Source organism: Pseudomonas sp. PSKL.D1 (assembly GCF_028898945.1).
In the GTDB taxonomy this organism is placed as follows: Bacteria; Pseudomonadota; Gammaproteobacteria; order Pseudomonadales; family Pseudomonadaceae; genus Aquipseudomonas.
This window is the reverse complement of record NZ_CP118607.1, coordinates 1,019,650-1,045,275: the sequence shown is the minus strand read 5'-3', so window position 1 is coordinate 1,045,275 and position 25,626 is coordinate 1,019,650. Positions and strand designations below refer to the sequence as shown.

Genomic DNA, 25,626 nt, shown 5'->3' with positions numbered 1-25,626 from the left:
CGGTTGAATTCATAAAGCGGGGCCGCTTCGCGCCCCTTTGGCGACACAAGGCCGCTCCCACAAGGGACTGCGCAGCGTTGTGGCTGTGCGCTGTCCCTGTGGGAGCGGCCTTGTGTCGCGATAGGGCCGCAAGGCGGCCCCATGCAGGTCAGATCACTCGATCTGCCCATGGCAATGCTTGAACTTCTTGCCCGAACCACACCAGCACGGCTCATTGCGGCCCAGCTTCTGCTCGTTGCGCACCGGCGCGGAGGCCACTGCCACTTCGGCACCCTCTTCGCTCAGTTGTTCGCTCTCAAGGCCTGGCGCTGCGGCATGCTGGAACTGCATGCGGCTCGCCAGTTCTTCGGCTTCGCGGCGCAGGCGGGCTTCTTCTTCGGCCGGGTCTTCGCGGCGAACCTGAACGTGCGACAGCACGCGGATGGTGTCGCGTTTGATCGACTCCAGCAGTTCCTGGAACAGGGTGAACGACTCGCGCTTGTACTCCTGCTTCGGGTTCTTCTGCGCGTAACCACGCAGGTGAATACCGTGGCGCAGGTGGTCCATGGTCGACAGGTGGTCTTTCCACAGGTCGTCCAGCACGCGCAGCAAAATCTGCTTCTCGAAGGTACGCAGGGCGTCGATGCCGGCCTGGTCTTCCTTCTCGGTGTAAGCCGTGGTGATTTCGTTCAGCAGCTTCTCGCGCAGGGTCTCTTCGTAGAGGTGATCGTCCTCGTCGAGCCACTGCTGGATCGGCAACTTCATGGCGAAATCGCTGGCCAGCGATGCTTCCAGGCCGGCCACGTCCCACTGCTCGGGCAGCGACTGCGGCGGGATGTGCTGGCTGATGGTGGCATCGAGCACTTCCTTGCGGAACTCGACGATGGTATCGCCAATGTTCTCGGCAGCCAGCAGGCTGTTGCGCATGTGGTAGATCACCTTGCGCTGTTCGTTGGCCACGTCATCGTATTCGAGCAGCTGCTTACGAATGTCGAAGTTGCGGCCTTCGACCTTGCGCTGGGCCTTTTCGATGGCGTTGGTGACCATGCGGTGCTCGATGGCCTCGCCGGACTGCATGCCAAGCGCCTTCATGAAGTTCTTCACGCGGTCAGAGGCGAAGATGCGCATCAGGCTGTCTTCCAGCGACAGGTAGAAGCGGCTGGAGCCTGGGTCGCCCTGACGGCCGGAACGGCCACGCAGCTGGTTATCGATACGGCGCGATTCGTGGCGCTCGGAGGCGATCACGTGCAGGCCACCCGACTCGATCACCTGCTGGTGACGCTTCTGCCAATCGGCTTTGATCTGGGCAATCTGCTCGGGGGTCGGGTTTTCCAGGGCAGCCACTTCGGCTTCCCAGTTACCGCCCAGCAGGATGTCGGTACCACGGCCGGCCATGTTGGTGGCGATGGTCAGCGCACCCGGCGCACCGGCCTGCGCGATGATCTCGGCTTCTTTTTCGTGGTACTTGGCGTTCAGTACCTTGTGATCGATGCCTTCCTTCTTGAGCAGATTGGACATGTGCTCGGACGTTTCGATCGTCGCGGTACCGACCAGCACCGGGCGGCCGGCAACCATGCTTTCCTTGATGTCGGCGATGATTGCGGCGTACTTCTCGTCGGCGGTCAGGTACACCAGGTCGTTGAAGTCTTTACGCGCCAGTGGTTTGTTCGGCGGAATGACCATCACGTTGAGGGCGTAGATCGACTGGAACTCGAACGCTTCGGTGTCGGCAGTACCGGTCATGCCGGACAGTTTGGTGTAGAGACGGAAGTAGTTCTGGAAGGTGGTCGAAGCCAGGGTCTGGCTTTCGGCCTGAATGTTCAGGTTTTCTTTCGCTTCGATAGCCTGGTGCAGGCCTTCGGAGAGGCGACGGCCCGGCATGGTACGGCCGGTATGTTCGTCGATCAGCAGCACCTGGCCGTCTTGTACGATGTACTCGACGTTGCGGTGGAACAGCTTGTGCGCACGCAGGCCGGCGTAGACGTGAGTCAGCAGGCCGAGGTTGTGCGCCGAGTACAGGCTTTCGCCTTCGGCCAGCAGGCCGGACTGGGTCAGCATCTCTTCGATGTACTGGTGGCCAGCCTCGTTGAGCTCAACCTGGCGGCTCTTCTCGTCGATGGTGAAGTGGCCTTCCTGAGTGACCTGGCCTTCAACCTCTTCGATGTGCTGCTGCAGACGCGGGATCAGGCGGTTGATCTCGATGTACAGCTTGGAGCTGTCCTCGGCCTGCCCGGAGATGATCAGCGGAGTACGCGCTTCGTCGATGAGGATGGAATCCACTTCGTCGATCACGGCGAAGTTCAGTTCACGCTGGAACTTCTCTTCCTGGCTGAACGCCATGTTGTCGCGCAGGTAGTCGAAACCGAATTCGTTGTTGGTGCCGTAAGTGATGTCGGACGCATAAGCGGCGCGCTTCTCTTCCGGCGGCTGGAAGGCCGAGACGATACCCACGGAAAGGCCGAGGAACTCGTACAGCGGGCGCATCCAGTTGGCGTCACGGCGGGCCAGGTAGTCGTTGACGGTAACCACGTGCACGCCCTTGCCGGACAGTGCGTTGAGGTAAACGGCCAGGGTACCGACCAAGGTCTTGCCTTCACCGGTACGCATTTCTGCGATCATGCCCTCGTGCAGGGTCATGCCGCCGATCAGCTGAACGTCGAAGTGGCGCATGCCCATGACACGCTTGCCGGCCTCACGGGCCACGGCGAAGGCTTCGGGCAGCAGCTGGTCCAGGGTCTCGCCTTTGGCCAGGCGCTCCTTGAACTCTGCGGTCTTGCCCCGCAGTTGCTCATCAGAGAGGGCCACCATCTTCTCTTCGAAGGCATTGACGATGTTTACCGTCTTGAGCATGCGTTTGACTTCACGCTCGTTCTTGCTTCCAAAAAGTTTTTTTAACAAAGGCGCAAACATATCGGCAGGATCTTCCACACGTAGGGATGGAGGGCGGCCCCATGAGTCGCCCGTGCAGCCCTGAGGCCGCATGCGAACGAGCATTCTACCCGGAAACGATGGTGAGGAAAGTGGTGGATTACCACGATGCTGGCACAACGCTCAGGCGGGGGCTTTTCTATGATTGGGGCATTTTCCCTGAGTTCAACCCGGAGGAAGATGAAAGGTATCGAGAATGGCTCGTATCTTGTATTGCCTGTGCCGGCCTCATCGCGGATGAATCCGCTCCTACAGGCTACGTTTCCCGTGTAGGAGCGGATTTATCCGCGATGAGGCCCGCACAGGCGCCTAAATGCTAAACTGCCGATCTTGTAACCTCGTGCATACTCCCATGGCCTTCAAACCCTCCTCGGCCCAGCCCCCTTCTGCCCTGCTGCGCCAGGTACGCCCGCTGCGCCTGCTGCTCAACCAGGCCGAGCGCCTGGAACACCTGCAGCGCCTTCTGGAAAGCCAGTTGCAACCGGCTGCGCGCGAGCACTGCCACGTCGCGTCATGGCGCGATGGCACGTTATTGCTGGTGGTAACCGACGGCCATTGGGCAACCCGCCTGCGCTACCAGCAAAAACGCTTGCTGGTCGCGCTACAGGGCATGGAAGCATTCGGCAACCTCAGGCGCATTCTGTACAAGGTGCAGCCACCGCTGGTGCCTGCCAAGCGAGGAACCAACAATACCGAGTTGTCAGCCAACGCCGCCGAGAGCATTCGCGGCTCCGCAGAAGGCATCAGCGACCCAAAACTGCGCGAAGCGCTTGAACGCCTCGCCAGCCACGCCAAAAGCGCCAAATAAAAAAGACCACCCGAAGGTGGCCTTAATCACACTAGAGAGAGTGTTCGAACTCAACCGGCCGCAACAGGGCGCATGTAAGAGATCGGTGCCGTGCTGGCATCTTCGAACGTAACCACTTCCCAGGCATCGGTTTCTTCAATGAGCTTGCGCAACAGGCGGTTGTTCAGCGCGTGCCCGGACTTGTAGCCCTTGAACTCGCCGATCAGGCTGTTGCCCAGCAGGTAGAGGTCGCCGATGGCGTCGAGGATCTTGTGCTTGACGAATTCGTCTTCGGAACGAAGGCCGTCTTCGTTGAGCACGCCGGTCTCGTCAACCACGATGGCGTTCTCGACACTGCCGCCCAGCGCAAGGTTGTGCTTGCGCAGGTACTCGATGTCACGCATGAAGCCGAAGGTGCGGGCGCGGCTGACTTCCTTCACGAACGAGGTGCTCGAGAAGTCGACAACGGCGCTCTGGGTCTGGCCCTTGAGGACCGGGTGATCGAAGTCGATCTCGAAGCTCACCTTGAACCCGTCGAACGGCAGGAAGGTAGCGCGCTTGTCGCCCTCCTCCACTGTCACTTCGCGCAGGATGCGGATGAACTTCTTCGCTGCGTCCTGTTCTTCCAGGCCGGCAGACTGAATCAGGAATACGAAGGGACCGGCGCTGCCATCCATGATCGGCACTTCCGAGGCGGAGAGCTCGACGTAGGCGTTATCGATGCCCAGGCCCGCCATGGCGGAGAGCAGATGCTCGACCGTATCGACCTTGACGTCACCGTTGACCAACGTGGTGGACATGGTGGTCTCGCCCACGTTGGCCGCGCGCGCCGCGATTTCGACCACAGGGTCGAGGTCGGCGCGGCGGAAGACGATGCCGGTGTCGACAGGCGCAGGCTTGAGGGTCAGGTAGACCTTCTCCCCGGAGTGCAGGCCGACGCCGGTGGCACGGATGGTATTCTTCAGGGTGCGTTGTCTAATCATGGCATTGGCCGCTTCAGCGCAAATTGCGAACAGGTATCAACAAAGGCTGGGGATGATAACAGACCCGGCCTTTGCTGAACACCAATCACCCTTATACCCCTGATAAATTCCATCAATCGGCCTGACGACGCAGGAAGGCCGGGATGTCCAGGTAATCCAGGTCATCCTGAGGGTTGAGTTTAGCGGCCGCGGCGGCACCGGCGTGAGCCTGGTTACGCATCACGGTCGGGCGCTCCAGGTCACGGTAGTTGACCGCTGGCTGCTCCTGACGAACGGGCGCCGGGTTGGACGCTTCGTACGCCTGCTGGGCAGTCTGCAGGGTGTTGTCGACCACTTTTACCGGCTTCTCGATGCGCGCGCCCAGGCCGGTGGCGACCACGGTCACGTGCAGTTCATCACGCATGTCGGGGTCGATCACGGTGCCGACCTTGACCATGGCGTGGTCGGAGGCGAAGGCTTCGATGATGCTACCCACGTCGGAGTACTCACCCAGCGACAGGTCCGGGCCTGCGGTGATGTTCACCAGGATGCCGCGGGCGCCCTGCAGGTTGACGTCTTCGAGCAGCGGGTTGCGGATGGCCGCTTCGGTGGCCTCGCGTGCACGGTTCGGGCCGCTGGCGCAGCCGGTACCCATCATCGCCATGCCCATCTCGCCCATCACGGTGCGTACGTCGGCAAAGTCGACGTTGATCATGCCCGGGCGCTTGATGATGTCGGAGATACCACGAACGGCACCGGCCAGTACATCGTCAGCCTTGGCGAAAGCGGACAGCAGGCTGGCATCCTTGCCCAGGATGGTCAGCAGCTTCTCGTTGGGGATGGTGATCAGCGAGTCGACGCTTTCAGCCAGCATGCGGATGCCTTCATCGGCGATCTGCATGCGCTTGCGGCCTTCGAACGGGAACGGACGGGTCACCACCGCAACGGTGAGGATGCCCATTTCCTTGGCCACTTCAGCGATGATCGGCGCCGCACCGGTACCGGTACCGCCGCCCATGCCGGTGGTAATGAACACCATGTTGGTGCCCTGCAGCACCTCGGCGATGCGCTCACGGTCTTCCAGCGCAGCCTGACGGCCGACTTCCGGATTGGCACCGGCACCCAGGCCCTTGGTCACACCGGTACCCAGTTGCAGGATGGTGCGCGCGCCAATGTTTTTCAGCGCCTGGGCATCGGTGTTGGCGCAGATGAACTCGACGCCTTCGATGCTGCTCTTCACCATGTGGTTGACGGCGTTGCCGCCGCCACCGCCGACGCCGATCACTTTGATGACCGGGCTTTGCGGGACGTTGTCTACGAGCTCGAACATTTTCCCTCTCCTTACAGTTCTCTAGTTGTCGCGCCTACCACTACTGCTTTGAAACTTAGAAGTTGCCCTGGACCCACCGCTTGAAGCGTTCAAGCACTGGGGCCTTCGGTTCATCGCCATAGCTGTTGCTGCTGCTGTTGCTATTACCGGTCAGGACCATGTCCTCGGACTGCTTCAGCAGGCCGTAGGTGAGCAGGCCCACGCCGGTGGAATAAATCGGGTTGCGCACCACGTCGCTCAGCCCCCGAACGCTGTGCGGTACGCCCAGGCGTACCGGCATGTGGAAGATTTCCTCGGCCAGTTCCACGGCGCCTTCCATCTTGGCGGTGCCGCCGGTGAGGACGATGCCGGCCGGCACCAGGTCTTCGTAGCCGCTACGGCGCAGCTCGGCCTGGATCAAGGTGAAGAGCTCGTCGTAACGTGGCTCGACCACTTCGGCCAGGGCCTGACGCGACAGCTCGCGCGGTGGGCGGTCACCCACGCTCGGCACCTTGATGGTCTCGCCGGCGCCGGCCAGTTTGGCCAGGGCGCAGGCGTAGCGGATCTTGATTTCCTCGGCGTACTGGGTAGGTGTACGCAGGGCCATGGCGATGTCGTTGGTCACCTGGTCGCCGGCGATCGGGATAACCGCGGTGTGGCGGATGGCGCCCTCGGTGAAGATGGCGATGTCGGTGGTGCCGCCACCGATGTCCACCAGGCACACGCCCAGTTCTTTTTCGTCGTCAGTGAGCACCGAGTAGGCCGAGGCCAGTTGCTCAAGGATGATGTCGTCGATTTCCAGGCCGCAACGACGCACGCACTTCTCGATGTTCTGCGCCGCATTGACCGCACAGGTCACCACATGAACCTTGGCTTCCAGGCGTACGCCCGACATGCCCAGCGGCTCGCGCACGCCTTCCTGGTTGTCGATCACGTAGTCCTGCGGCAGGGTATGCAGCACGCGCTGGTCAGCCGGAATGGCCACGGCCTGGGCAGCATCGAGAACACGCTCAAGGTCAGCCACGCTGACCTCGCGGTCGCGGATGGCGACGATACCGTGGGAGTTCAGGCTGCGGATGTGGTTGCCGGCAACGCCGACGAACGCCGAGTGGATGCGGCAGCCGGCCATCAGCTGCGCCTCTTCCACAGCGCGCTGGATCGACTGCACGGTCGATTCGATGTTCACCACCACGCCTTTTTTCAGGCCGCGGGACGGGTGAGTACCGATACCCACGATCTCCAGGGTGCCGTCTTCGCCCACTTCACCTACCAGCGCCACAACCTTGGAGGTGCCGATGTCCAGCCCGACGATCATTTTGCCGCTATGCGCGTTTGCCATGGTCCTGCCTCTCTCTAATTCTTCGCAACGGCGGGTTGGGCCGTCGTCGGTGCGTTCAGTTCCCGCCAGCCAACGGCAAGTCCGTTGGAGTAACGCAGATCAATGCGGGCAATGTTGGTGATCTGCTCTTTGAGTGTCTTGTCGTAAATGGCAATGAAACGGCGCATCTTCTCCACCAGATGGTCGCGCCCCAACAGCAGCTCGATGCCTGGGCCGGCGCTGCTCGCACCGGTGGTCAGGAACCAGCTGCCCCGCTCGCGCAGCTCCAGGCGAGCGATGGAAAAGCCCAGAGGGCGCAGCATCTGGCTCAATACCTGATACTGCTGCATGACTTGTTGCTGAGCACGCTGCGGGCCGGCCAGTTGCGGCAGGTGCTCGTAGTTGGCCAGCTCGCGAGGGGTAAAAGCCTGGCCCTGGTTATTGAGCAAGGCTTCATCACCCCAGCGCGCCACCGGCAGCTGTTCTTCCAGGCGGATCACCACCTCGTCGGGCCACACCCGGCGCACTTCGGCATGGGCGATCCACGGCATCTGTTCAAGCTCCGCCCGCATCGCCGTGAGGTCGACACTGAAGAAGCTGGCCGCCACGTAGGGCGCAATCCGCTGCTGCACCGCCTGCTGGCTGATGTAACTCAGGTCGCCCTGCACCACGGTCTTGGTGATCGGCCGGTCGGCGTAGGGCATCAGGCGGATGGCGCCCTCGTAGGCACCAAAACCTGCGGCCACCAGCAGCACCGGCCACAGCAGGCGCTTGAGGCCACCGAAGCTCGGCCGTGGCAGGCGCGCCGATACGGGCTCGTCGGCCACCAGTCGGCTGGCACCACGCGGCACCGGCTTGCTACGGCCGGTAACGGGTTGCTGCTGACGTATCATCGCGCCTTGCATGGCTCGTTAACCTCGCGTCGCTACGCTTTCGGCCAGGATCGCCAGCACCAGCTGCTGGAAGTCCAGACCGGCCGCGCGGGCCGCCATGGGCACCAGGCTATGGTCAGTCATGCCTGGTGCGGTGTTGACTTCGAGCAGCCAGAACCGGCCCTGCTCGTCCTGCATCACGTCCAGCCGCCCCCAACCTTCGATGCCGATGGCATCGCAGGCGCGCGCGGTCAGGTCGATCAGTTCCTGCTCCTTGGCACTGTCCAGGCCGCACGGGATGCGGTACTGGGTGTCATTGGCGATGTACTTGGCGTCGTAGTCGTAGAACACGTGCGGGGTACCCAGCGCGATCGGCGGCAGCACCTGGCCACGCAGAACCGCGATGGTGAACTCCGGGCCGTGAATCCATTGCTCGACCAGAACTTGCGAATCGTACTTGGCGGCGTCCTTCCAGGCGGCAACCAGCTCTTGCTCGCTGTTCACCTTGGCCATGCCGATGCTAGAGCCTTCATGGGCGGGTTTGACGATCAACGGGAAGCCCAGTTCCGTACCGGCTGCAACACAATCGTGCTCACTGGCCAAAACGGCGTGGCGGGGGGTCGGGATACCCAGGCTCTGCCACACCTGCTTGGTGCGCAGTTTGTCCATGGCAAGGGCAGAAGCAAGGATGCCGCTGCCGGTGTAAGGGATGCCCAGGCACTCCAGCAGGCCCTGCATGCTGCCGTCTTCGCCGCCACGGCCGTGGAGGATGATGAAGGCGCGGTCGATTTTCTCGCTCTGCAGGCGGGCCAGCAGATCGTCGCCCACATCGATGGCAACCACGTCGACACCGGCTGTGGTCAGCGCATCGATCACCGCGGCGCCGGACTTCAGCGACACCTCACGCTCGGCGCTCTTGCCGCCGTACAGCACGGCAACGCGGCCGAAGGCTTTGACGTCCAGGGTGGAATGCAGCTTGTCGTAGGCGCTGGTCATTTCGACTTCTCCTGCTTGGCGCCAGCGAACAGCGGGCTTTTCATCAGTTGCGGGGCCAGCCCGCCGACATCACCGGCACCCTGGCACAGCAGGATGTCGCCGGCGCGCAGCAGCGGCTTGACCAACGGCGCCAGTTCGACGCCTCGTTCGATGTAGATAGGGTCCAGCACACCGCGCTGGCGGATGCTGTGGCACAGCTGACGGCTGTCGGCACCCGGGATCGGCTCTTCACCGGCCGGGTACACTTCCATCAGCAGCAGCACGTTGGCATCGCCCAACACCTGCACAAAATCGTCGTACAGGTCGCGGGTGCGGCTGTAGCGGTGCGGCTGGTAAACAATGACCAACCGGCGGCTTGGCCAGCCGCCGCGCACGGCCTTGATCACCGCGGCCACTTCGGTCGGGTGGTGGCCATAGTCGTCGACCAGCATCACGCTGCCGCCGTCGACCGGCAGCTCGCCGTATACCTGGAAGCGACGCCCTACGCCCTGGAAGCCCGACAGGCCCTGGATGATGGCTTCGTCGCTGATGCCTTCGTCAGTGGCGATGGCAATGGTGGCCAAGGCGTTGAGCACGTTGTGATTGCCCGGCATGTTCACCGACACTTCCAACGGCTCGCAATCGCGGCGCAGCACGGTGAAGTGGGTCTGCATGCCCTGCTGGCGCACGTTGATGGCGCGGATGTCGGCCTCTTCGCTGAAGCCGTAGGTCACGGTCGGGCGTTTGACCTGCGGCAGGATTTCGCGCACGACCGGGTCGTCCAGGCACATCACGGCCAGGCCGTAGAACGGCAGGTTGTGCAGGAACTCGACGAAGGTTTTCTTCAGTTTGTTGAAGTCACCTTCGTAGGTGGCCATGTGGTCGGCGTCGATGTTGGTGACCACGGCAACCATCGGCTGCAGGTGCAGGAAGCTGGCATCACTTTCGTCGGCTTCGGCGATCAGGTAACGGCTGGTGCCCAGCTGCGCGTTGGTGCCGGCGGCGGTCAGGCGGCCACCGATGACGAACGTCGGGTCCAGGCCACCGGCAGCAAATACCGAAGCCAGCAGGCTGGTAGTGGTGGTCTTGCCGTGAGTACCGGCAACCGCCACGCCGTGGCGATAGCGCATCAGCTCGGCCAGCATCTCGGCACGTGGCACAACCGGAATACGACGCTCCAGGGCAGTGGCAACTTCCGGGTTAGCCGGGTTGATGGCGCTCGACACCACCAGCACATCGGCATTGGCGGCGTTCTCGGCACGGTGGCCGACGAAGATTTCGGCGCCGAACGATTCCAGGCGCTCGGTAACTGGCGAAGCCTTCAGGTCGGAACCGGACACTTCATAGCCCAGGTTCAGCAGCACTTCGGCGATACCACACATGCCCACACCGCCGATACCGACGAAGTGGATGCGGCGGATACGGCCCATTTTTGGCTGGGGCATGGCTTTTTGGCTTTCAACCATGGGCCACCTCCAGGCAGATATCGACCACGGTGCTGGTTGCGGCAGGCTTGGCCAGGCGCCGTGCAGTGCCGGCCATGGTGTTGAGTTTCTCGGGTTGCATCAGCACCTCGTTCAGGCGTTCAGCGAGCTGCGCTGCGCCAGTTGTCGCTTGTGGCATGAGGAAGGCAGCGCCTTCCCGGGCCAGATATTGGGCGTTGTGGGTCTGGTGGTCGTCGATCGCGTGGGGCAAAGGCACCAGCATCGAAGGCAGGCCTGCCGCCGCGAGTTCGCTGACGGTCAGGGCACCAGCCCGGCACACCACCATGTCGGCCCAGCCATAGGCATGGGCCATGTCCTTGATGAACGGCTCTACCTGAGCCTCGACCCCCGCCTCCTGATAACGCTCGGCGGTGATCGGCGCGTGGTGCTTGCCAGCCTGGTGGAAAACCTCTGGCCGCAGGCTTGCGGGCACCTCGGACAGGGCCTTAGGCAACAATTTGTTCAATGGTTCCGCACCCAGGCTGCCGCCCATGACCAGCAGGCGTGCACGGCGCTCGGCCAGCGGCGCGCGCTGCGCATCCATGAACAGTTCCGGGCGCACCGGGTTGCCGGTGGTACGCAGCTTGTCGCTGGCCTCGAATGTGCCAGGGAACGCTTCGCAAACACGGGCCGAGAACGGCACCAGCAGGCGATTTGCGGTACCGGCGCGGGCGTTCTGTTCGTGGATTACCAGCGGCACGCCGCACAGGCGCGCTGCCAGGCCGCCAGGGCCGGTGACATAACCGCCGAAGCCGATCACGCACACCGGTTTGAGCTGGCGCACGATGCGCCGCGCCTGCAGCACGGCCTTCACCAGGGTGAACGGTGCCTTGAGCAGCGACAGCTTGCCTTTGCCGCGCAGGCCGGTTACCTGAATCAGGTGCAGTGGAATGCCAGCCTGAGGCACCAGCTCGTTTTCGATGCCTCGGGGCGTGCCCAGCCAGTGCACGGTGTAACCCCGGGCCTGGAATTCGCGGGCGCAGGCCAGGGCCGGGAACACATGGCCCCCGGTGCCGCCTGCCATGATCAATACGTTTTTGCCGTCAGCGGCCATGACTGGGCTCCTCGGCAAAGTCACTTTCTTTGAACTCGTGTTCTTCGCTACCCAGGTGCGTGCGGCTTTCCCATTCGATGCGCAGTAACAGCCCCACACAGGCACAGCAGATCACCAGCGAGCTGCCCCCGTAACTGAGGAACGGCAGGGTCAGGCCTTTGGTCGGCAGCAGGCCGACGTTCACACCGATGTTGATCAGGAACTGGCCAATCCACAGGAAGGCCAGGCCGAATGCCATGTAGGCGGCAAAGAACTGTTTGGCTTTTTCGGCCCACAGGCCGATGTACAGGGCGCGTACGGTCACGAATACGAACAGCGCGATGGTCACCAGCGAACCGACCACGCCCAGCTCTTCGGCCAGCACCGAGAACACGAAGTCGGTGTGCGCTTCGGGCAGGTAGAACTGCTTCTGCACGCTGTTGCCCAGGCCAACGCCCAGCCACTCGCCACGGCCGAACGCAATCAGCGCCTGGGTCAGCTGGTAGCCGGAGCCGAACTGGTCGGACCACGGGTCGGTAAAGGTGATCAAGCGCGCCATCCGGTAAGGCTGCGCCTGTACCAGCACGAACACAGCGACCACCGCCAGCACCACCATGAGGCTGAAGCGGAATAACCCCACTCCCCCCAGGAACAGCATCGCCGCGGCCGCGCCCATCATCACGACGGTGGCGCCAAAGTCCGGCTCCATCAGCAGCAGCACCGCCATCGGCAGCAGCACGATGAACGGTTTGAAGAAGCCCATCCAGGTTTCGCGCACTTCTGTCTGCCGGCGTACCAGGTAGCCGGCCAGGTAGATGACCACGAACACCTTGGCGATTTCCGAAGGCTGCACGTTGAAGAAGCTGAAACCGATCCAGCGCATCGAACCGTTCACTTCACGGCCGATACCCGGCACCAGCACCAGCACCAACAGGCCAAAGGCGCCCAGCAGCATCATGAAGCCCATGCGCTGCCAGGTGGCGATCGGCACCATCATCGTGGCGCCGCAGGCGACCAGGCCAATGACGACGTACACCAGGTGGCGGAACATGTGATACAGCGGGTTGCCGGACTGCACCGCAGCCACTTCCGACGATGCCGAGGTAATCATCACCAGGCCCAGGCCGAGCAGCGCCAGGCAACCCGCCAGGAAGGCGAAGTCGAGGTCGATGCCACGGCCGCTGATCAGCGGCGACGGGTAGGGCTTGAGGATGCCGAAGATCATGCAAGCCCCTCCGCCGCCTGGGCGAACAAGCGCCCGCGTTCTTCGAAGTTCTTGAACATGTCCAGGCTGGCGCAGGCCGGCGACAGCAACACGGCGTCGCCCGGCTGGGCCAACTCGGCGCATTGCTGCACGGCGTCGTCGAGGGTCTTCACCCGCACCAGTTGCACGCCATCGCCCAACGCATCGGCCAGGCGCTCGGCGTCACGGCCCAGCAGCACCACCGCGCGGCAGAAGCGCTTGACCGGCTCCCGCAGGGCTGCAAAGTCGGCACCCTTGCCGTCGCCGCCGGCGATCAGCACCAGCTTGCCTTCAATGTCTGCACCCAGGCCCTCGATGGCTGCCAAGGCGGCGCCAACGTTGGTGGCCTTGGAATCGTCATACCAGTTCACACCGTTACGCTCGCGCACCCACTGGCAACGGTGGGCCAGGCCACCGAATTCGCGCAGGGCCTGGAGCATGGGTTCGAATGGCAGGCCGGCAGCGTGGCCCAGGGCCAGAGCTGCCAGAGCGTTGCTTTGGTTATGGGCGCCACGAATCTTCAGTTCGCGTGCCGGCATCAGCGGCGCGAACTCGAAGGCCAGGTATTTTTCGCCGTCGACTTCACGCAAGCCGAAGGCCTTGAAGTCAGGTGCATTGAGGCCGAAGGTCCAGCATGGGCGGCCTTCCACCGGCAGCGGGCGGCTCAGGGCATCCTGGCGGTTCACCACCACCTGCCTGGCACCACGGAAGATGCGGTGCTTGGCCAGGTGGTAGGCCGGCAAACCGCTGTAGCGGTCCATGTGGTCTTCACTGATGTTCAGCACGGTGGCCACTTCAGCGTTGAGCTGGTCGGTGGTTTCCAGCTGGAAGCTGGACAACTCCATCACGTACAGCTCGACGTCATCGCTGAGCAGGTCCAGCGCCGGGGTGCCAAGGTTGCCACCCACCGCTACACGCTTGCCAGCCTTGGCGGCCATTTCACCGACCAGGGTCGTTACGGTGCTTTTTGCGTTGGAACCACTGATCGCAACGATCGGCGCCTTGGCATGGCGAGCGAACAGTTCGATGTCGCCGGACAGCTTAACGCCACGCGCTGCCGCCTGTTGCAGAGCCGGAGTGGCCAGAGCAAGGCCGGGGCTCACATACAGCTCGTTGGCGCGGCACAAAAAGTCCACGTCCAGCTCACCACAGCGCACTTCCACCTGCGGGTAATCACGGCGCAGGGTGTCCAGTTCCGGCGGTTGCTCGCGGGTGTCGGCGACCGCAAAGGCAATGCCCCGGTTCGCCAGGAAGCGAACCAGGGACATGCCGCTCTTGCCGAGGCCGACAACGATGCGGAATTGGTCGGAAGCGATCAGAGACACGCTCATCTACCTCAGTTTCAGGGTTGCAAGGCCGATCAGCACCAGAATCACGGTGATGATCCAGAAGCGGACGATCACCCGAGGCTCGGGCCAACCCTTGAGTTCAAAGTGGTGGTGAATAGGTGCCATGCGGAACACGCGTTTGCCGGTGAGCTTGAAGGAGGCAACCTGGATCACCACCGACAGGGTTTCCATCACGAACACGCCACCCATGATGAACAGCACGATTTCCTGGCGAACGATCACGGCGATGGTGCCCAGCGCGGCGCCCAGCGCCAGCGCGCCGACGTCACCCATGAACACCTGGGCCGGGTAAGTGTTGAACCACAGGAAGCCCAGGCCTGCACCGATCAGCGCACCGCAGAACACAATCAACTCGCCGGAGCCCGGCACATAAGGGATCAGCAGGTACTCGGCGAATTTCACGTTGCCCGACAGGTAGCAGAAGATGCCCAGGGCACCGCCCACCATCACGGTCGGCATGATCGCCAAGCCATCGAGGCCGTCAGTCAGGTTGACCGCGTTGCTCGAACCGACGATCACGAAATAAGTCAGCACGACGAAGCCAATGCCCAGCGGAATAGTGACGTCCTTGATGAACGGCAGGATCAGCGTGGTCTCGACCGTGGTCGGCGCGGTTTTGTACAGGAAGATGGCAGCACCCAGGCCAAACACCGATTGCCAGAAGTACTTCCAGCGGCTCGGCAGGCCACGCGAGTTCTTTTCGATCACCTTGCGGTAGTCGTCGACCCAGCCGATGGCACCGAACAGCAAGGTGACAATCAGTACAGTCCACACATAGCGGTTGGACAGGTCAGCCCACAGCAAGGTGCTGACGGCGATGGCGGACAGGATCAGCGCACCGCCCATGGTGGGGGTGCCGGACTTGGACAGGTGCGATTGTGGGCCATCATTACGGACAGCCTGGCCAATCTGGCGAATCTGCAGCGTACGGATCATCCACGGCCCCAGCCACAGTGCCAGCGACAACGCGGTCAGCACACCCAGAATCCCGCGCAGGGACAGGTACTGGAAGACCGCGAAGCCCTTGTGGAACTGTTGCAGATACTCGGCCAACAGCAGCAGCATTAATGTTTCTCCCCGCTGGCACCGCACAGTGCAGCCACGACGTTTTCCATCGCAGCGCTGCGCGAGCCCTTGATCAAGATTGTGGTGTCGCTGGCATTTTCGGCGCTAACGGCGTCGATCAGCTCAGCTTGGGTTGCGAAATGCCGGCCATTGGCGCCAAACGCCTTGACCGCATGTGTCATGTTGGTACCCACTGCGTACAGCGCGTCGACCTTGCCGCGTGCGTAGTCGCCCACCTGGCGGTGGCCTTCTTCCGCCCACTGGCCCAGTTCGCCGATATCCCCAAGCACCAGAACGGTGCGCCCGGAAAAGCCGGCGAGTATATCAATGGCCGCGCACATGGAGGTGGGATTTGCGTTGTAGCTGTCGTCGATTACACGCACGCCGTTGGGGGCGATTTGCGCCACGGTGCGGCCCTTGACCGGTTGCACGGCGTTCAGGCCGGCAGCGATGCCATTCAGGGTCAGACCAACGGCATGGGCAGCGGCGGCGGCGGCCAGGGCATTGCTGACGTTGTGGGTGCCCAGCAGGTTCAACTGCACAGGCACGGTGCCATCAGGGCCATGCAGGGTGAACGATGGGCAGCCGCGGGCATCCCGGCCAATATCGCTGGCATGGAAGCCGGCCTGCGGGTTGTCCAGTGCGAAGCTCAAGATACGGTGATTGCCTGCACGCTTGCGCCAGATGTCAAAAGCCTTGTCTGCCAGATTGAGGATGGCGGTGCCGCCCTCGCCCAGGCCTTCAAGGATTTCACCTTTGGCTTCGACGATTTTTTCCGGCCCGCCAAACTCGCCCACATGGGCGGTACCGGCGTTGTTGATGATGACCACCTGGGGCTGGGTCAGCCCTACGGTGTAACGGATTTCGCCGATGCGCGAAGCGCCCAGTTCAATCACGGCCGCACTGTGCTCTGGAGCGATTTCCAGCAGGGTCAACGGAGCGCCGAGGTCGTTGTTCAGGTTGCCACGGGTGGCGTGCACCGGGCCGCGCGTACGCAGGATGGCGGCCAGCATCTCTTTCACGGTGGTCTTGCCGCTGGAACCGGTGATGGCCACAACCGGCTTGTCGTAAGCGGCACGGTTCAATGCGCCAAGTTGGCCCAACGCCAGACGGCTGTCGGCCACGACCAGTTGCGGCAAATCAACACCAGCCACCTCACGCTCGACCAATGCAGCGACAGCCCCCTTGGCTTTCACGTCGGCCAGATAGTCATGGCCATCGAAACGCGGGCCGGCCAGCGCAACAAACAGTTGCCCCGCGCCAACGCTGCGGCTGTCGATGCTGACGCCGGTAAAGCTCGCATCGTCGCCTACGTGACGGGCACTCAGTGCTGTGGTCAGCTGGCTGAGTGTCATGGGCTTAAGCATGTGGAGCCTCCCAGGCTGCAAGTGCCTTCTCGGCTTCGATCAGGTCGGAGAACGCATGGCGTTCGCCATTGATCTCCTGGTAATCCTCGTGCCCCTTGCCGGCCAGGACGATGACGTCGTTGGCGGCAGCTGTGGCAATCAGGTGCGCGATGGCTTCGCCTCGGCCGGCGACGAACTCGACGTCGGCAGGCTTGGCGAAACCAGGGCGGATATCATCAAAGATGCCTTGCGGGTCTTCGGTACGCGGGTTGTCATCGGTGACCAGCACGCGGTCGGCCAGGCGCTCGGCCACTTCAGCCATCAGCGGGCGCTTGCCGCGATCGCGGTCGCCGCCACAACCAAACAGGCACAGGAGCTCGCCGTGGGCGTGCGGGCGCAGGGCTTCAAGCACTTTTTCCAGCGCATCCGGCGTGTGGGCGTAATCAACCACCACCAGCGGTTTGTTGCCGCCACCCAGGCGCTGCATGCGGCCAACCGGCCCCTGCAGTTGCGGGGTGACTTTGAGGATTTCGTCCAGCGAATAATCCAGTGCCAGCAAAGTGGCCACAGCGGCCAGCATGTTGCTCAGGTTGAAGCGGCCAAGCAACTGGCTGCGCAGGGTGCGTTCGCCCTGGGCAGTCACCAGGACAGCGCGCACGCCATCGTCATCGAACGCCGCTTCACGGCAATACAGCGATGCGTCCGGGTTTTCCAGGCTGTAACTGAGCAAGCGGGTTTCGATATGGTCGGTTTTCGGGCGCTTGGCGAAATCGTCAGCCAGGCGGCGGCCGAAATCATCGTCCAGGTTGACTACCTGGCAACGCAGGCTTGGCCAGGCAAACAGCTTGGCTTTGGCGGCAGCATAAGCCTCCATGCTGCCGTGGTAGTCCAGGTGATCACGGGACAGGTTGGTCATGACCGCGATGTCGAATTCCAGCGCCGCAACACGGCCCTGCTCCAACGCGTGGGAGGACACTTCCATGGCCACGGCCTTGGCACCGGCCTTTTTCAGGTCATACAGCGTCGACTGCACGGCAATCGGGTCCGGCGTGGTCAGGCGGCCGCTTTGCAGCTCGCCATGGAAGCCAGTACCCAGCGTCCCGATCAAACCGCAGCGCTGGCCGAGCACATCAAGCGCCTGGGCGACCAATTGGGTGACGCTGGTCTTGCCGTTGGTGCCGGTCACGCCAATCAGGTTCAGCTGGCGGCTGGGCTCACCATAGAAGCGGCCCGCAATGTCCGACAACTGGGCGATCAGGCCTTTGACCGGAATCAGCGGCACATCGGTGAGTGGCAGCACGCTTGCGCCCTGCTCTTCGTAAGCAACCGCAGCGGCACCAAGCGCCAATGCGTCGGCAATGTGGTCACGGCCATCGACCTTGGCGCCCGGCACGGCCAGGAACAGGTCGCCCGCACGCACGGCGCGACTGTCCAGCGCCAGCTCCCGAATCAGCGGGTCGCGGCTGGCGTTGGCGAAAAGCTTGCTCAATGGCATCGTCATTATCCACGCCCTCCCTTGGCGGGTACTGCACTGACTTGCTGCTGGTCGGCTGGCGGCGGCAGATTGTCCGGCGGCACGTTCATCAGGCGCAGGGTGCCCGACATGACCTTGCTGAACACAGGCGCAGAAACCAGGCCGCCGAAGTAGCCGCCCTTGCCCGGTTCGTCGATGACCACGACCACGGCGTAACGCGGGTCGCTCATCGGGCCGAAGCCGGCGAACAGCGAGCGGTAGGCGTTTTCGGTGTAGCCCTTGGAGCCCACGGTGGCCTTCCGCGCCGTACCGGACTTGCCGGCCACGTGGTAGAACGGCACCTGGGCACGGAACACGCCGCGCGGCGCTTCGATCACCTGCTGCAGCATGCCCTGAATGGTTTCGGCGGTTTCCTTCGGAATCGCCTGCACGGCTTCCGGCGCCTTGTCGACCTTGAGGATCGACAACGGCACCATCTTGCCGTCGTTGGCCAGTGCGGCGTAGGCATGCACCAACTGCAGCGCGGTTACCGAAACGCCGTAGCCGTAGGAAAGGGTCGCCGTCTCGGCCTTGCGCCACTCGCGGTGGTTGGGCAGGTTGCCGACGCGCTCGCCCGGGAAGCCAAGGCCGGTGTATTGGCCCAGGCCGACCTGGGACATCACGCGGTAGATGGCCTCGCCGCCGATATCGAAGGCGATCTTGCTCATGCCGACGTTACTGGAGTTGATCAGGATGCCGGTCAGGTCGAGGATCGGGCCTTCGCTCTTGGACACGTCCTTGATGGTGTAGCGGCCGATCTGCAGGCTGCCCGGGTAAACCTCGACCTTGTCGGTCGGCTTCCAGCGGCCGCTTTGCAGTGCAGCGCTCATGGAAATCGGTTTGACCGTGGAGCCCGGCTCGAACACGTCGATGATCGCCCGGTTACGCATGGCGGCCGGGAACATGCTGCGGCGGTTGTTCGGGTTGTAGGTGGGCTGGTTGACCATGGCCAGAACCTCACCGGTCTTGACGTCCATGATCACCAGGCTGCCGGCCTTGGCGTCTTGCTCGGCAATGGCGTTGCGCAGTTCGCGGGTGGCCAGGTATTGCAGGCGCAGGTCGATGGACAACGCCAAGGTCTTACCGGCCTTGGCGTTCTTGGTAACCTGAATGTCCTTGATCAGCCGGCCGCGCCGGTCCTTGATCACCTGCCGCTTGCCGGGCACGCCGGCCAGCCACTCGTCATAGGCCAGCTCCACGCCTTCGCGGCCATGGTCATCGAGGTCGGTAAAGCCGACCATGTGGGCGGTGACATCACCGGCAGGGTAGAAGCGGCGGAATTCTTCCAGGCCATACACACCGGGCACTTTCAGGTCGAGCACATGCTGGCCCTGCTCCGGCGTAAGGCCGCGGACCAGGTAGATGAACTCTTTGCTGGCCTGCTGAGTCAGGCGCTCGGTCAGCTGCTGGGCGTTTTGGCCAAGGGCGGCGGCCAGTTGCGGCCAGCGCTCTTTCGACGCCTGCATTTCCTTAGGGTTGGCCCACAAAGTGGTAACCGGCGTACTCACGGCCAAAGGCTCGCCGTTGCGGTCGGTAATCAGGCCACGGTGGGCCGGGATCGGGATATGCCGCAGGCTGCGGGCATCGCCCTGGCCTTTGAGGAAGTCACGGTCGACAACCTGCAGGTCGATGATGCGCCAGCAGATGGCACCGACCATCAGCGCCAGCAAGCCGATCACCACCCGGAAGCGCCAGGGGTAGAGTGCGCCTTCGAGCTTCATCATGGCGCCACCATCCGCACTTCGTCAGCGGCAGGCACACGCATCTTCAGCTGCTCGGAAGCAAGGCTTTCGATGCGGCTGGCGGCGGTCCAGGTGCTTTGTTCAAGGATCAGACGGCCCCATTCGGCCTGGGCTTTGTCGCGCTCGTTCAGTTCCCCGTACAGGGTATTGAGCAACTGGCGGTTCCAGTGCGCGCTATAGGACACCGCAATGGCCGAAACGAGCACGGCCACGAACAGCAGAAGCATCAGGAAGCTTCCGCCTGGCAAAGGCTTGGCGAATAGCCGGCTCACCGCAATTTCTCCGCCACCCGCATGACGGCGCTGCGCGCCCGCGGGTTGGCCTTGAGTTCTTCTTCGGAGGCGAACTGCGCCTTGCCGATAAGGCGGATTTTCGGTTCGAACACCTTGTGCTGCACCGGCAGGTTGCGCGGCAGGTTGTCGGCCTCGCCCTTGACCAGCTTGCGCATGAACAGCTTGACGATGCGGTCTTCAAGGGAGTGGAAGCTGATCACGGCCAGGCGGCCACCCACTTCCAGGGCATCGAGTGCTGCCTCAAGGCCAGCCTCCAGATCTCCCAACTCGTTATTGACGTGAATGCGCAAGCCCTGGAAGGCGCGGGTGGCCGGGTTCTTGCCCTTCTCCCACGCCGGGTTGGCAACCTTGAGCACTTCGGCCAGGTCGGCGGTGCGGGTAAACGGCTGTTTTTCGCGGCGTTCGACCACGGCGCGGGCCATACGGCCGGCAAAACGCTCTTCACCGTACTCTTTGAAGACGCGGGCAATTTCTTCTACAGGCGCGGTGGCGATGAACTCGGCGGCACTGATGCCCTGGTCCGGGTTCATGCGCATGTCCAGCGGGCCATCATTGAGGAAGCTGAAGCCGCGCTCCGGGTCATCCAGCTGCGGCGAAGACACGCCCAGGTCGAGCAGGATACCGCTGACTTTGCCAGCCAGGCCGCGCTCGGCCACCTCCGAGCCCAGCTCGGCAAAGCTGCGCTGCACAATGACAAAGCGGCCGTCTTCGGCCGCCAGCGCTTGCCCGGTGGCAATCGCCTGAGGATCTTTGTCGAACCCCAACAGCCGCCCTTGCGGGCCGAGTTTGCTGAGGATCAAGCGGCTGTGGCCGCCACGCCCGAAGGTGCCGTCCAGATAGCAACCGTCGGCGCGCAGGGCCAATGCCTCGACAGCTTCGTCGAGCAGGACGGTGATGTGGTTGAAGCCGCTATCTATGGTCACAGGATCAGGTCACGTAAATCGTCGGGCATGGCGCCCGGTTGTTGAATAGCTGCAAGGTCGGCTGCCGAAACTGCGTTCCAGGCATCCTCATCCCACAACTGGAATTTGTTCAGTTGCCCCACCAGCATCGCCTTCTTGTCCAGCTTGGCGTACTCACGCAGGCGGGGCGGTACCAGGAAACGCCCACTGCCATCGAGCTCCAGGTCAACCGCATTACCAATCAGCAAGCGCTGCAGGCGGCGGTTTTCCTCACGCAACGATGGCAAGGCTCGCAACTTGGCTTCTATCTGTTCCCACTCGTCGAGGGGATAAACACACAAGCAGGGGTCAACGGCGTCGATGGTCACGATGAGTTGACCATTGCAACGCGAATCGAGCTCGTCACGGTACCGGCTCGGCATGGCGAGACGGCCCTTTGCATCGAGGCTGACGGCGTTGGCTCCGCGGAACACGGCTGCGATTCCCCACAATGTTAGCTTTTTTGTGCCAGAAAACCCACTTCATCCCACTTTCTGCCACTTGCGCACACTATAGGAATCCGCCCGCTGCACCGTCAAGGCGCGTTCATAAGGAAAACCCTTACAGGACCGAGATTTAGCGCGATATTGGAACAGGGAAAGAGTACTTGAGGATGAAAAAAACGTGAAAAATCAAACCACCCCAAACAGATGCAGTTCGAAGTTAAAGTGATTTATTAAGATTAAGATTTTTTTGGTATTACCAGATGAGATCTGCTACCGATTGAGCAGGAGGGGTGGGAGGTGGAGAGTCGATCTGTAAGCCGGGTTTTGTCGAGGACAGTCATTCCTCTACGACGGCCATCACTGGACGCCTCTAGCAACCTACCCGGTTCCGACGCGGGCCACGCCTGATGGAACCCTATTTGGTCTTGCTCCGAGTGGGGTTTACCTAGCCACGCACTGTTGCCAGCCGTGCGGTGCGCTCTTACCGCACCTTTTCACCCTTACCGGCACCGAAGTGCTTAGGCGGTTATTTTCTGTGGCACTTTCCGTAGGCTCGCGCCTCCCAGGCGTTACCTGGCACTCTGCCCTATGGAGCCCGGACTTTCCTCCCCCATCTTTTGCGGAACAAAAGACGGCAGCGACTGTCCGATCGACTCTCCGCCGCCAAGGTTAACGGCACGCGCGCGCAAGAACAAGCAATACCGTGAAATACATCAAATGGCCATTACTGGGCTTTCTGCTTTTCCAGCGCTACTTGATACAGCAGGTTCTTACGTACACCGGTGATTTCTGCCGCCAGCGCCGCCGCCCGCTTGAGTGGCAACTCGGCCAGCAGCAAGTCGAGCACACGCTGCGCTTCGGCACTGATCGCCTCTTCGCCCTCTGGTGCACTCCAGCCGCCGACCAGCACCACGCACTCACCGCGCTGCTGATTGCTGTCGCCAGCCACGAACGCACGCAGTTCGCCCAAGGGCAGGCCCTTCAGGGTTTCGAATGTTTTGGTCAACTCGCGGGCGAGCAATGCCGGACGCTCGGCACCCAATACCAGCTCCATGTCTTCGAGGCATTCCAGGATGCGGTGGGGCGCCTCGTAGAAGATCAAAGTACGCGGCTCTTCCTTTACCTGCTCCAGACGCGCACGGCGGCCCGCCGCCTTGGCGGGCAGGAAACCTTCGAAGATGAACCGGTCGGACGGCAGGCCCGCCGCCGACAGCGCAGCGATCAGCGCACAGGCACCGGGCACGGGCACAACGTTCACACCCGCAGCACGCGCCTGGCGGACCAAGTGGTATCCAGGGTCGGAAATCAATGGCGTGCCGGCATCCGAAACCAGGGCCACATCCTCACCCGCCAACAGCTTGTTAATGAAGCGCCCGCCCTCGTCACGCTCGTTGTGCTCATGGCACGCGGCCAGCGGCGTGTTGATACCAAAATGCTGCATCAGGCGGATTGAATGACGGGTGTCCTCGGCAGCAATCAACGCGACATCGGCCAGCACCTTCAAGGCCCGGGCGCTCATGTCGTCAAGGTTGCCAATGGGAGTGGCGACCACATACAGCGTCCCCACGGTGGATTTCGAAGCCCCTGCCACATCAGTCACTGCACATACCTGCCTTTCGGATCAAAGGCGTCATTGTAGCCCGAGCACCGGTAACAGGGCGCAAAGAACTTCAAACCCAGACTACGCCGTGGCACCTATAGTGAAGGTTCACGCTCAGCGACATCGCGCCCCGGCCACTGCTTGGGTACAATTGTCGGCCAACTTGATCGAGTAACAGGACCCTTACATGATCGCTTGCCTGCGGCTGTTCACAGCCCTCTGCCTCGCTGCCCTGCTGGCAGCCTGCGCCAGCTCGCCCTCATCCAGACTGGGCGAGCTGCCACGCACACCGGACGCCAGCATCGAGCAACTGCTCGAAAAGGCCGCCACCAGCAAGTCCGCGGAAGACGCCGCCCTGCTGCGCCTGAGCGCTGCCGACCTGGCCTACAAGCAGAAGGACTTCCCGCGCGCCGCACGCATTCTCGAGCAAGTCCCGATGGACACGCTCAAGCCTGCGCAGCAAGTGTTCGCCAGCACCCTGGCCGCCGAACTGGCCATGAGCCGCAACCAGCCCAAGGCTGCGCTGACTGCGCTGTCGCACCCCAGCCTGCAGTACCTTGCCGACTTGCCGGCAGAGCAACAGGCCCGCACGTACAGTGTGCATGCAGCCGCCCTCGAAGCTGACGGCCAGGCCCAAGCCGCTGCCCAGCAGCGCGTTCTGCTGGCACCGCTGCTGAGTGGCCAGGCCGCCAGCGCCAACAACGATGCCATCTGGGCCCTGGTTGCCTCACTGCCCGCCGAGCAACTGCAACAGCCCACCAGCAACGAAACCCTGGCCGGCTGGAACAGCCTCGCCCTGGCCGTGAAGCGCGCCGGCACCCTGGAACAGCAGCAGGCCGCCATCGACGCCTGGCGCAAACAGAACCCGGACCACCCGGCCGCACAGCAACTGCCGCTGGCACTGACCAAGCTTAAAGAGCTGGCTAGCCAGCCGCTCACCAAAATCGCCCTGCTGCTGCCGCAAGACGGCCCGCTGGCCGGGGTAGCCAAAGCCTTGCGTGATGGCTTCATGGCCGCCCACTTCCAGGCCCAGCAAGGAGGCCAGCAGGCGCCAGCCGTTCAGGTATACGACAGCTCGCGCATCGGCTCGCTGGATGACTTCTATCGCCAGGCTCAAGCCGACGGTGTGCAGTTGGTCGTGGGCCCGCTGGAAAAACCGCTGGTGAAGAAGCTGGCCGCCAACCCGCAGCTGCCGATCACCACCCTGGCCCTGAACTACGCCGACGCCGGCCAAAAGGCCCCGCCACAACTGTTCCAGTTCGGCCTTGCCGCTGAAGACGAAGCCCGTGAAGTGTCGCGCCGCGCCCGCGCCGATGGCATGGTCCGCGCCGTGGCCCTGGTACCGAGCGGCGAATGGGGCGACCGCGTACTTGCAGCCTTCCGCCAGGATTGGGAAGGCAATGGCGGCACCATCATTGCCGCCGAACGCATTGCCCAGCCTGTCGCTCTGGCCCAGCAGATCGCCAACCTGTTCCAGCTGCGCCAGAGTGAAGGCCGCGCCCAGAGCCTGCAGAGCACTGTAGGTGGCAACATTGCCGCGCAACCGTCGCGCCGCCAGGACATCGACTTCATCTTCCTGGCCTCCACCCCGCAGCAGGCGCAACAGATCAAGCCGACACTGAACTTCCAGTACGCCGGTGACGTACCGGTTTACGCCACCTCCAACCTGTACAGCGCCAGCGGGGATGTGAACCAGTACAACGACATGAACGGTATTCGCTTCTGCGAAACCCCATGGTTGCTCGACACCAGCAACAGCCTGCGCCAGCAGGTGGTGCAGCAGTGGCCGCAGGCCGCGGGCAGCCTCGGCCGTCTGTACGCCATGGGCGTCGATGCCTACAGCCTGGCACCACGCCTGGGCCAGCTGAAAGCACTGCCAGACAACCGCGTACAGGGCCTTTCCGGCAGCCTGACCATGAACCCCAACCAGCGCATCGAACGCCAGCTGCCTTGGGCCGAGTTCTCGGGCGGCCAGGTCAAACGCCTGCCGGATACCCCGCGCTGATGCCCAACGCATCGCCGACCAGCGCCGGCCAGGCTGCAGAAACCCAAGCCCTTGAGCACCTTCAAGGGCAAGGCCTGCAGCTGCTGGCGCGCAACTGGCGATGTAAAGGCGGCGAGCTTGATCTGGTCATGCTCGATACCGATACAGTAGTATTCGTCGAAGTCCGCTACCGGTTGCACGCAGGCTTCGGCGGCGCCCTCGAGAGTATCGATGTGCGCAAGCAGAAGCGCCTGGTGCTGGCCGCCAGCGCGTTCCTGCAGCATGAAGCACGCTGGGCTGATTACCCCTGCCGCTTCGACGTTGTCGCCCTGCAGGGCAGCCACCATGCAGGCCGACCGCTTCAATGGCTGAAAAACGCCTTCGAATGCTGAACCCACTCCGATTTTTTTGCTCTATGTTTCGCGGGCTGGACGTTGTTGCGCGTCGCGCCGGCCTG

General features: G+C 62.8%; 21 protein-coding genes and 1 other RNA gene. 3 read left to right on the top strand and 19 right to left on the bottom strand.

Annotated elements, in window-relative coordinates; genetic code table 11:
* Positions 1 to 153: 153 nt before the first annotated feature.
* Positions 154 to 2,889 (bottom strand): preprotein translocase subunit SecA, encoded by a 2,736-nt coding sequence (gene secA, locus PVV54_RS04550; RefSeq protein WP_274908795.1) that lies wholly within the window; start codon positions 2,887 to 2,889, stop codon positions 154 to 156.
* A 370-nt stretch (positions 2,890 to 3,259) separates the two neighbouring features.
* Here secA and PVV54_RS04545 point away from each other — a divergent pair, with 370 nt between their 5' ends.
* Positions 3,260 to 3,715 carry a DUF721 domain-containing protein gene (locus PVV54_RS04545; protein WP_274908794.1) on the top strand — a complete coding sequence of 152 codons (456 nt, stop codon included), beginning with the start codon at positions 3,260 to 3,262 and terminating at the stop codon, positions 3,713 to 3,715.
* 50 nt (positions 3,716 to 3,765) lie between these two features.
* Here the strand turns inward: PVV54_RS04545 and lpxC are convergent, their stop codons facing one another.
* The 18 genes from lpxC to rsmI form a co-directional block, all read right to left on the bottom strand.
* Positions 3,766 to 4,677 (bottom strand): UDP-3-O-acyl-N-acetylglucosamine deacetylase, encoded by a 912-nt coding sequence (lpxC, locus tag PVV54_RS04540; protein WP_274908793.1) that lies wholly within the window; start codon positions 4,675 to 4,677, stop codon positions 3,766 to 3,768.
* A 112-nt stretch (positions 4,678 to 4,789) separates the two neighbouring features.
* Positions 4,790 to 5,986 carry a cell division protein FtsZ gene (gene ftsZ, locus PVV54_RS04535; RefSeq protein WP_003251871.1) on the bottom strand — a complete coding sequence of 399 codons (1,197 nt, stop codon included), beginning with the start codon at positions 5,984 to 5,986 and terminating at the stop codon, positions 4,790 to 4,792.
* A 55-nt stretch (positions 5,987 to 6,041) separates the two neighbouring features.
* On the bottom strand, positions 6,042 to 7,304 hold the full coding sequence (gene ftsA / locus PVV54_RS04530; RefSeq protein ID WP_027594020.1) for a cell division protein FtsA: 1,263 nt from the start codon (positions 7,302 to 7,304) through the stop codon (positions 6,042 to 6,044).
* Between the two features lie 14 nt (positions 7,305 to 7,318).
* Positions 7,319 to 8,188, bottom strand: a complete 870-nt coding sequence (locus PVV54_RS04525; protein ID WP_274908792.1) for a cell division protein FtsQ/DivIB — start codon at positions 8,186 to 8,188, stop codon at positions 7,319 to 7,321.
* A 6-nt stretch (positions 8,189 to 8,194) separates the two neighbouring features.
* Positions 8,195 to 9,151, bottom strand: coding sequence for a D-alanine--D-alanine ligase (locus PVV54_RS04520; RefSeq protein ID WP_274908791.1), 957 nt, complete (start codon positions 9,149 to 9,151; stop codon positions 8,195 to 8,197).
* On the bottom strand, positions 9,148 to 10,596 hold the full coding sequence (gene murC, locus PVV54_RS04515) for a UDP-N-acetylmuramate--L-alanine ligase (protein WP_274908790.1): 1,449 nt from the start codon (positions 10,594 to 10,596) through the stop codon (positions 9,148 to 9,150). Before murC ends, PVV54_RS04520 begins: the two co-directional genes overlap by 4 nt.
* Positions 10,589 to 11,668: an undecaprenyldiphospho-muramoylpentapeptide beta-N-acetylglucosaminyltransferase gene (gene murG / locus PVV54_RS04510; RefSeq protein WP_274908789.1), complete on the bottom strand. Its 1,080-nt coding sequence runs from the start codon at positions 11,666 to 11,668 to the stop codon at positions 10,589 to 10,591. The genes murC and murG overlap by 8 nt, the downstream gene beginning before the upstream one ends.
* A complete protein-coding gene (gene ftsW / locus PVV54_RS04505; protein ID WP_446731440.1) occupies positions 11,658 to 12,872 on the bottom strand; it encodes a putative lipid II flippase FtsW in 1,215 nt (404 codons plus the stop codon). The genes murG and ftsW overlap by 11 nt, the downstream gene beginning before the upstream one ends.
* Positions 12,869 to 14,215 (bottom strand): UDP-N-acetylmuramoyl-L-alanine--D-glutamate ligase, encoded by a 1,347-nt coding sequence (gene murD, locus PVV54_RS04500; protein ID WP_274908788.1) that lies wholly within the window; start codon positions 14,213 to 14,215, stop codon positions 12,869 to 12,871. The genes ftsW and murD overlap by 4 nt, the downstream gene beginning before the upstream one ends.
* Before the next feature lie 6 nt (positions 14,216 to 14,221).
* Positions 14,222 to 15,304 carry a phospho-N-acetylmuramoyl-pentapeptide-transferase gene (gene mraY / locus PVV54_RS04495; RefSeq protein WP_274908787.1) on the bottom strand — a complete coding sequence of 361 codons (1,083 nt, stop codon included), beginning with the start codon at positions 15,302 to 15,304 and terminating at the stop codon, positions 14,222 to 14,224.
* On the bottom strand, positions 15,304 to 16,671 hold the full coding sequence (locus tag PVV54_RS04490; RefSeq protein WP_274908786.1) for a UDP-N-acetylmuramoyl-tripeptide--D-alanyl-D-alanine ligase: 1,368 nt from the start codon (positions 16,669 to 16,671) through the stop codon (positions 15,304 to 15,306). The genes mraY and PVV54_RS04490 overlap by 1 nt, the downstream gene beginning before the upstream one ends.
* Positions 16,664 to 18,151: a UDP-N-acetylmuramoyl-L-alanyl-D-glutamate--2,6-diaminopimelate ligase gene (locus PVV54_RS04485; protein WP_274908785.1), complete on the bottom strand. Its 1,488-nt coding sequence runs from the start codon at positions 18,149 to 18,151 to the stop codon at positions 16,664 to 16,666. The genes PVV54_RS04490 and PVV54_RS04485 overlap by 8 nt, the downstream gene beginning before the upstream one ends.
* Positions 18,151 to 19,884 carry a peptidoglycan D,D-transpeptidase FtsI family protein gene (locus PVV54_RS04480; protein WP_274910387.1) on the bottom strand — a complete coding sequence of 578 codons (1,734 nt, stop codon included), beginning with the start codon at positions 19,882 to 19,884 and terminating at the stop codon, positions 18,151 to 18,153. Before PVV54_RS04480 ends, PVV54_RS04485 begins: the two co-directional genes overlap by 1 nt.
* Positions 19,884 to 20,177, bottom strand: coding sequence for a cell division protein FtsL (ftsL, locus tag PVV54_RS04475; protein ID WP_114171376.1), 294 nt, complete (start codon positions 20,175 to 20,177; stop codon positions 19,884 to 19,886). Before ftsL ends, PVV54_RS04480 begins: the two co-directional genes overlap by 1 nt.
* Complete coding sequence (gene rsmH, locus PVV54_RS04470; RefSeq protein WP_446731439.1) at positions 20,174 to 21,121, bottom strand: 16S rRNA (cytosine(1402)-N(4))-methyltransferase RsmH; 948 nt, start codon at positions 21,119 to 21,121, stop codon at positions 20,174 to 20,176. Before rsmH ends, ftsL begins: the two co-directional genes overlap by 4 nt.
* A complete protein-coding gene (gene mraZ / locus PVV54_RS04465) occupies positions 21,118 to 21,573 on the bottom strand; it encodes a division/cell wall cluster transcriptional repressor MraZ (protein WP_011535546.1) in 456 nt (151 codons plus the stop codon). The genes rsmH and mraZ overlap by 4 nt, the downstream gene beginning before the upstream one ends.
* A 309-nt stretch (positions 21,574 to 21,882) precedes the next feature.
* Positions 21,883 to 22,242: RNase P RNA component class A (gene rnpB / locus PVV54_RS04460), an RNA gene on the bottom strand.
* A 67-nt stretch (positions 22,243 to 22,309) separates the two neighbouring features.
* Complete coding sequence (gene rsmI, locus PVV54_RS04455; RefSeq protein ID WP_274908784.1) at positions 22,310 to 23,185, bottom strand: 16S rRNA (cytidine(1402)-2'-O)-methyltransferase; 876 nt, start codon at positions 23,183 to 23,185, stop codon at positions 22,310 to 22,312.
* Between the two features lie 187 nt (positions 23,186 to 23,372).
* Between rsmI and PVV54_RS04450 the strand changes: the two genes are divergently transcribed.
* Positions 23,373 to 25,190, top strand: a complete 1,818-nt coding sequence (locus tag PVV54_RS04450) for a penicillin-binding protein activator (protein WP_274908783.1) — start codon at positions 23,373 to 23,375, stop codon at positions 25,188 to 25,190.
* Positions 25,190 to 25,561 (top strand): YraN family protein, encoded by a 372-nt coding sequence (locus tag PVV54_RS04445; RefSeq protein ID WP_274908782.1) that lies wholly within the window; start codon positions 25,190 to 25,192, stop codon positions 25,559 to 25,561. Before PVV54_RS04450 ends, PVV54_RS04445 begins: the two co-directional genes overlap by 1 nt.
* Positions 25,562 to 25,626: the final 65 nt, after the last annotated feature.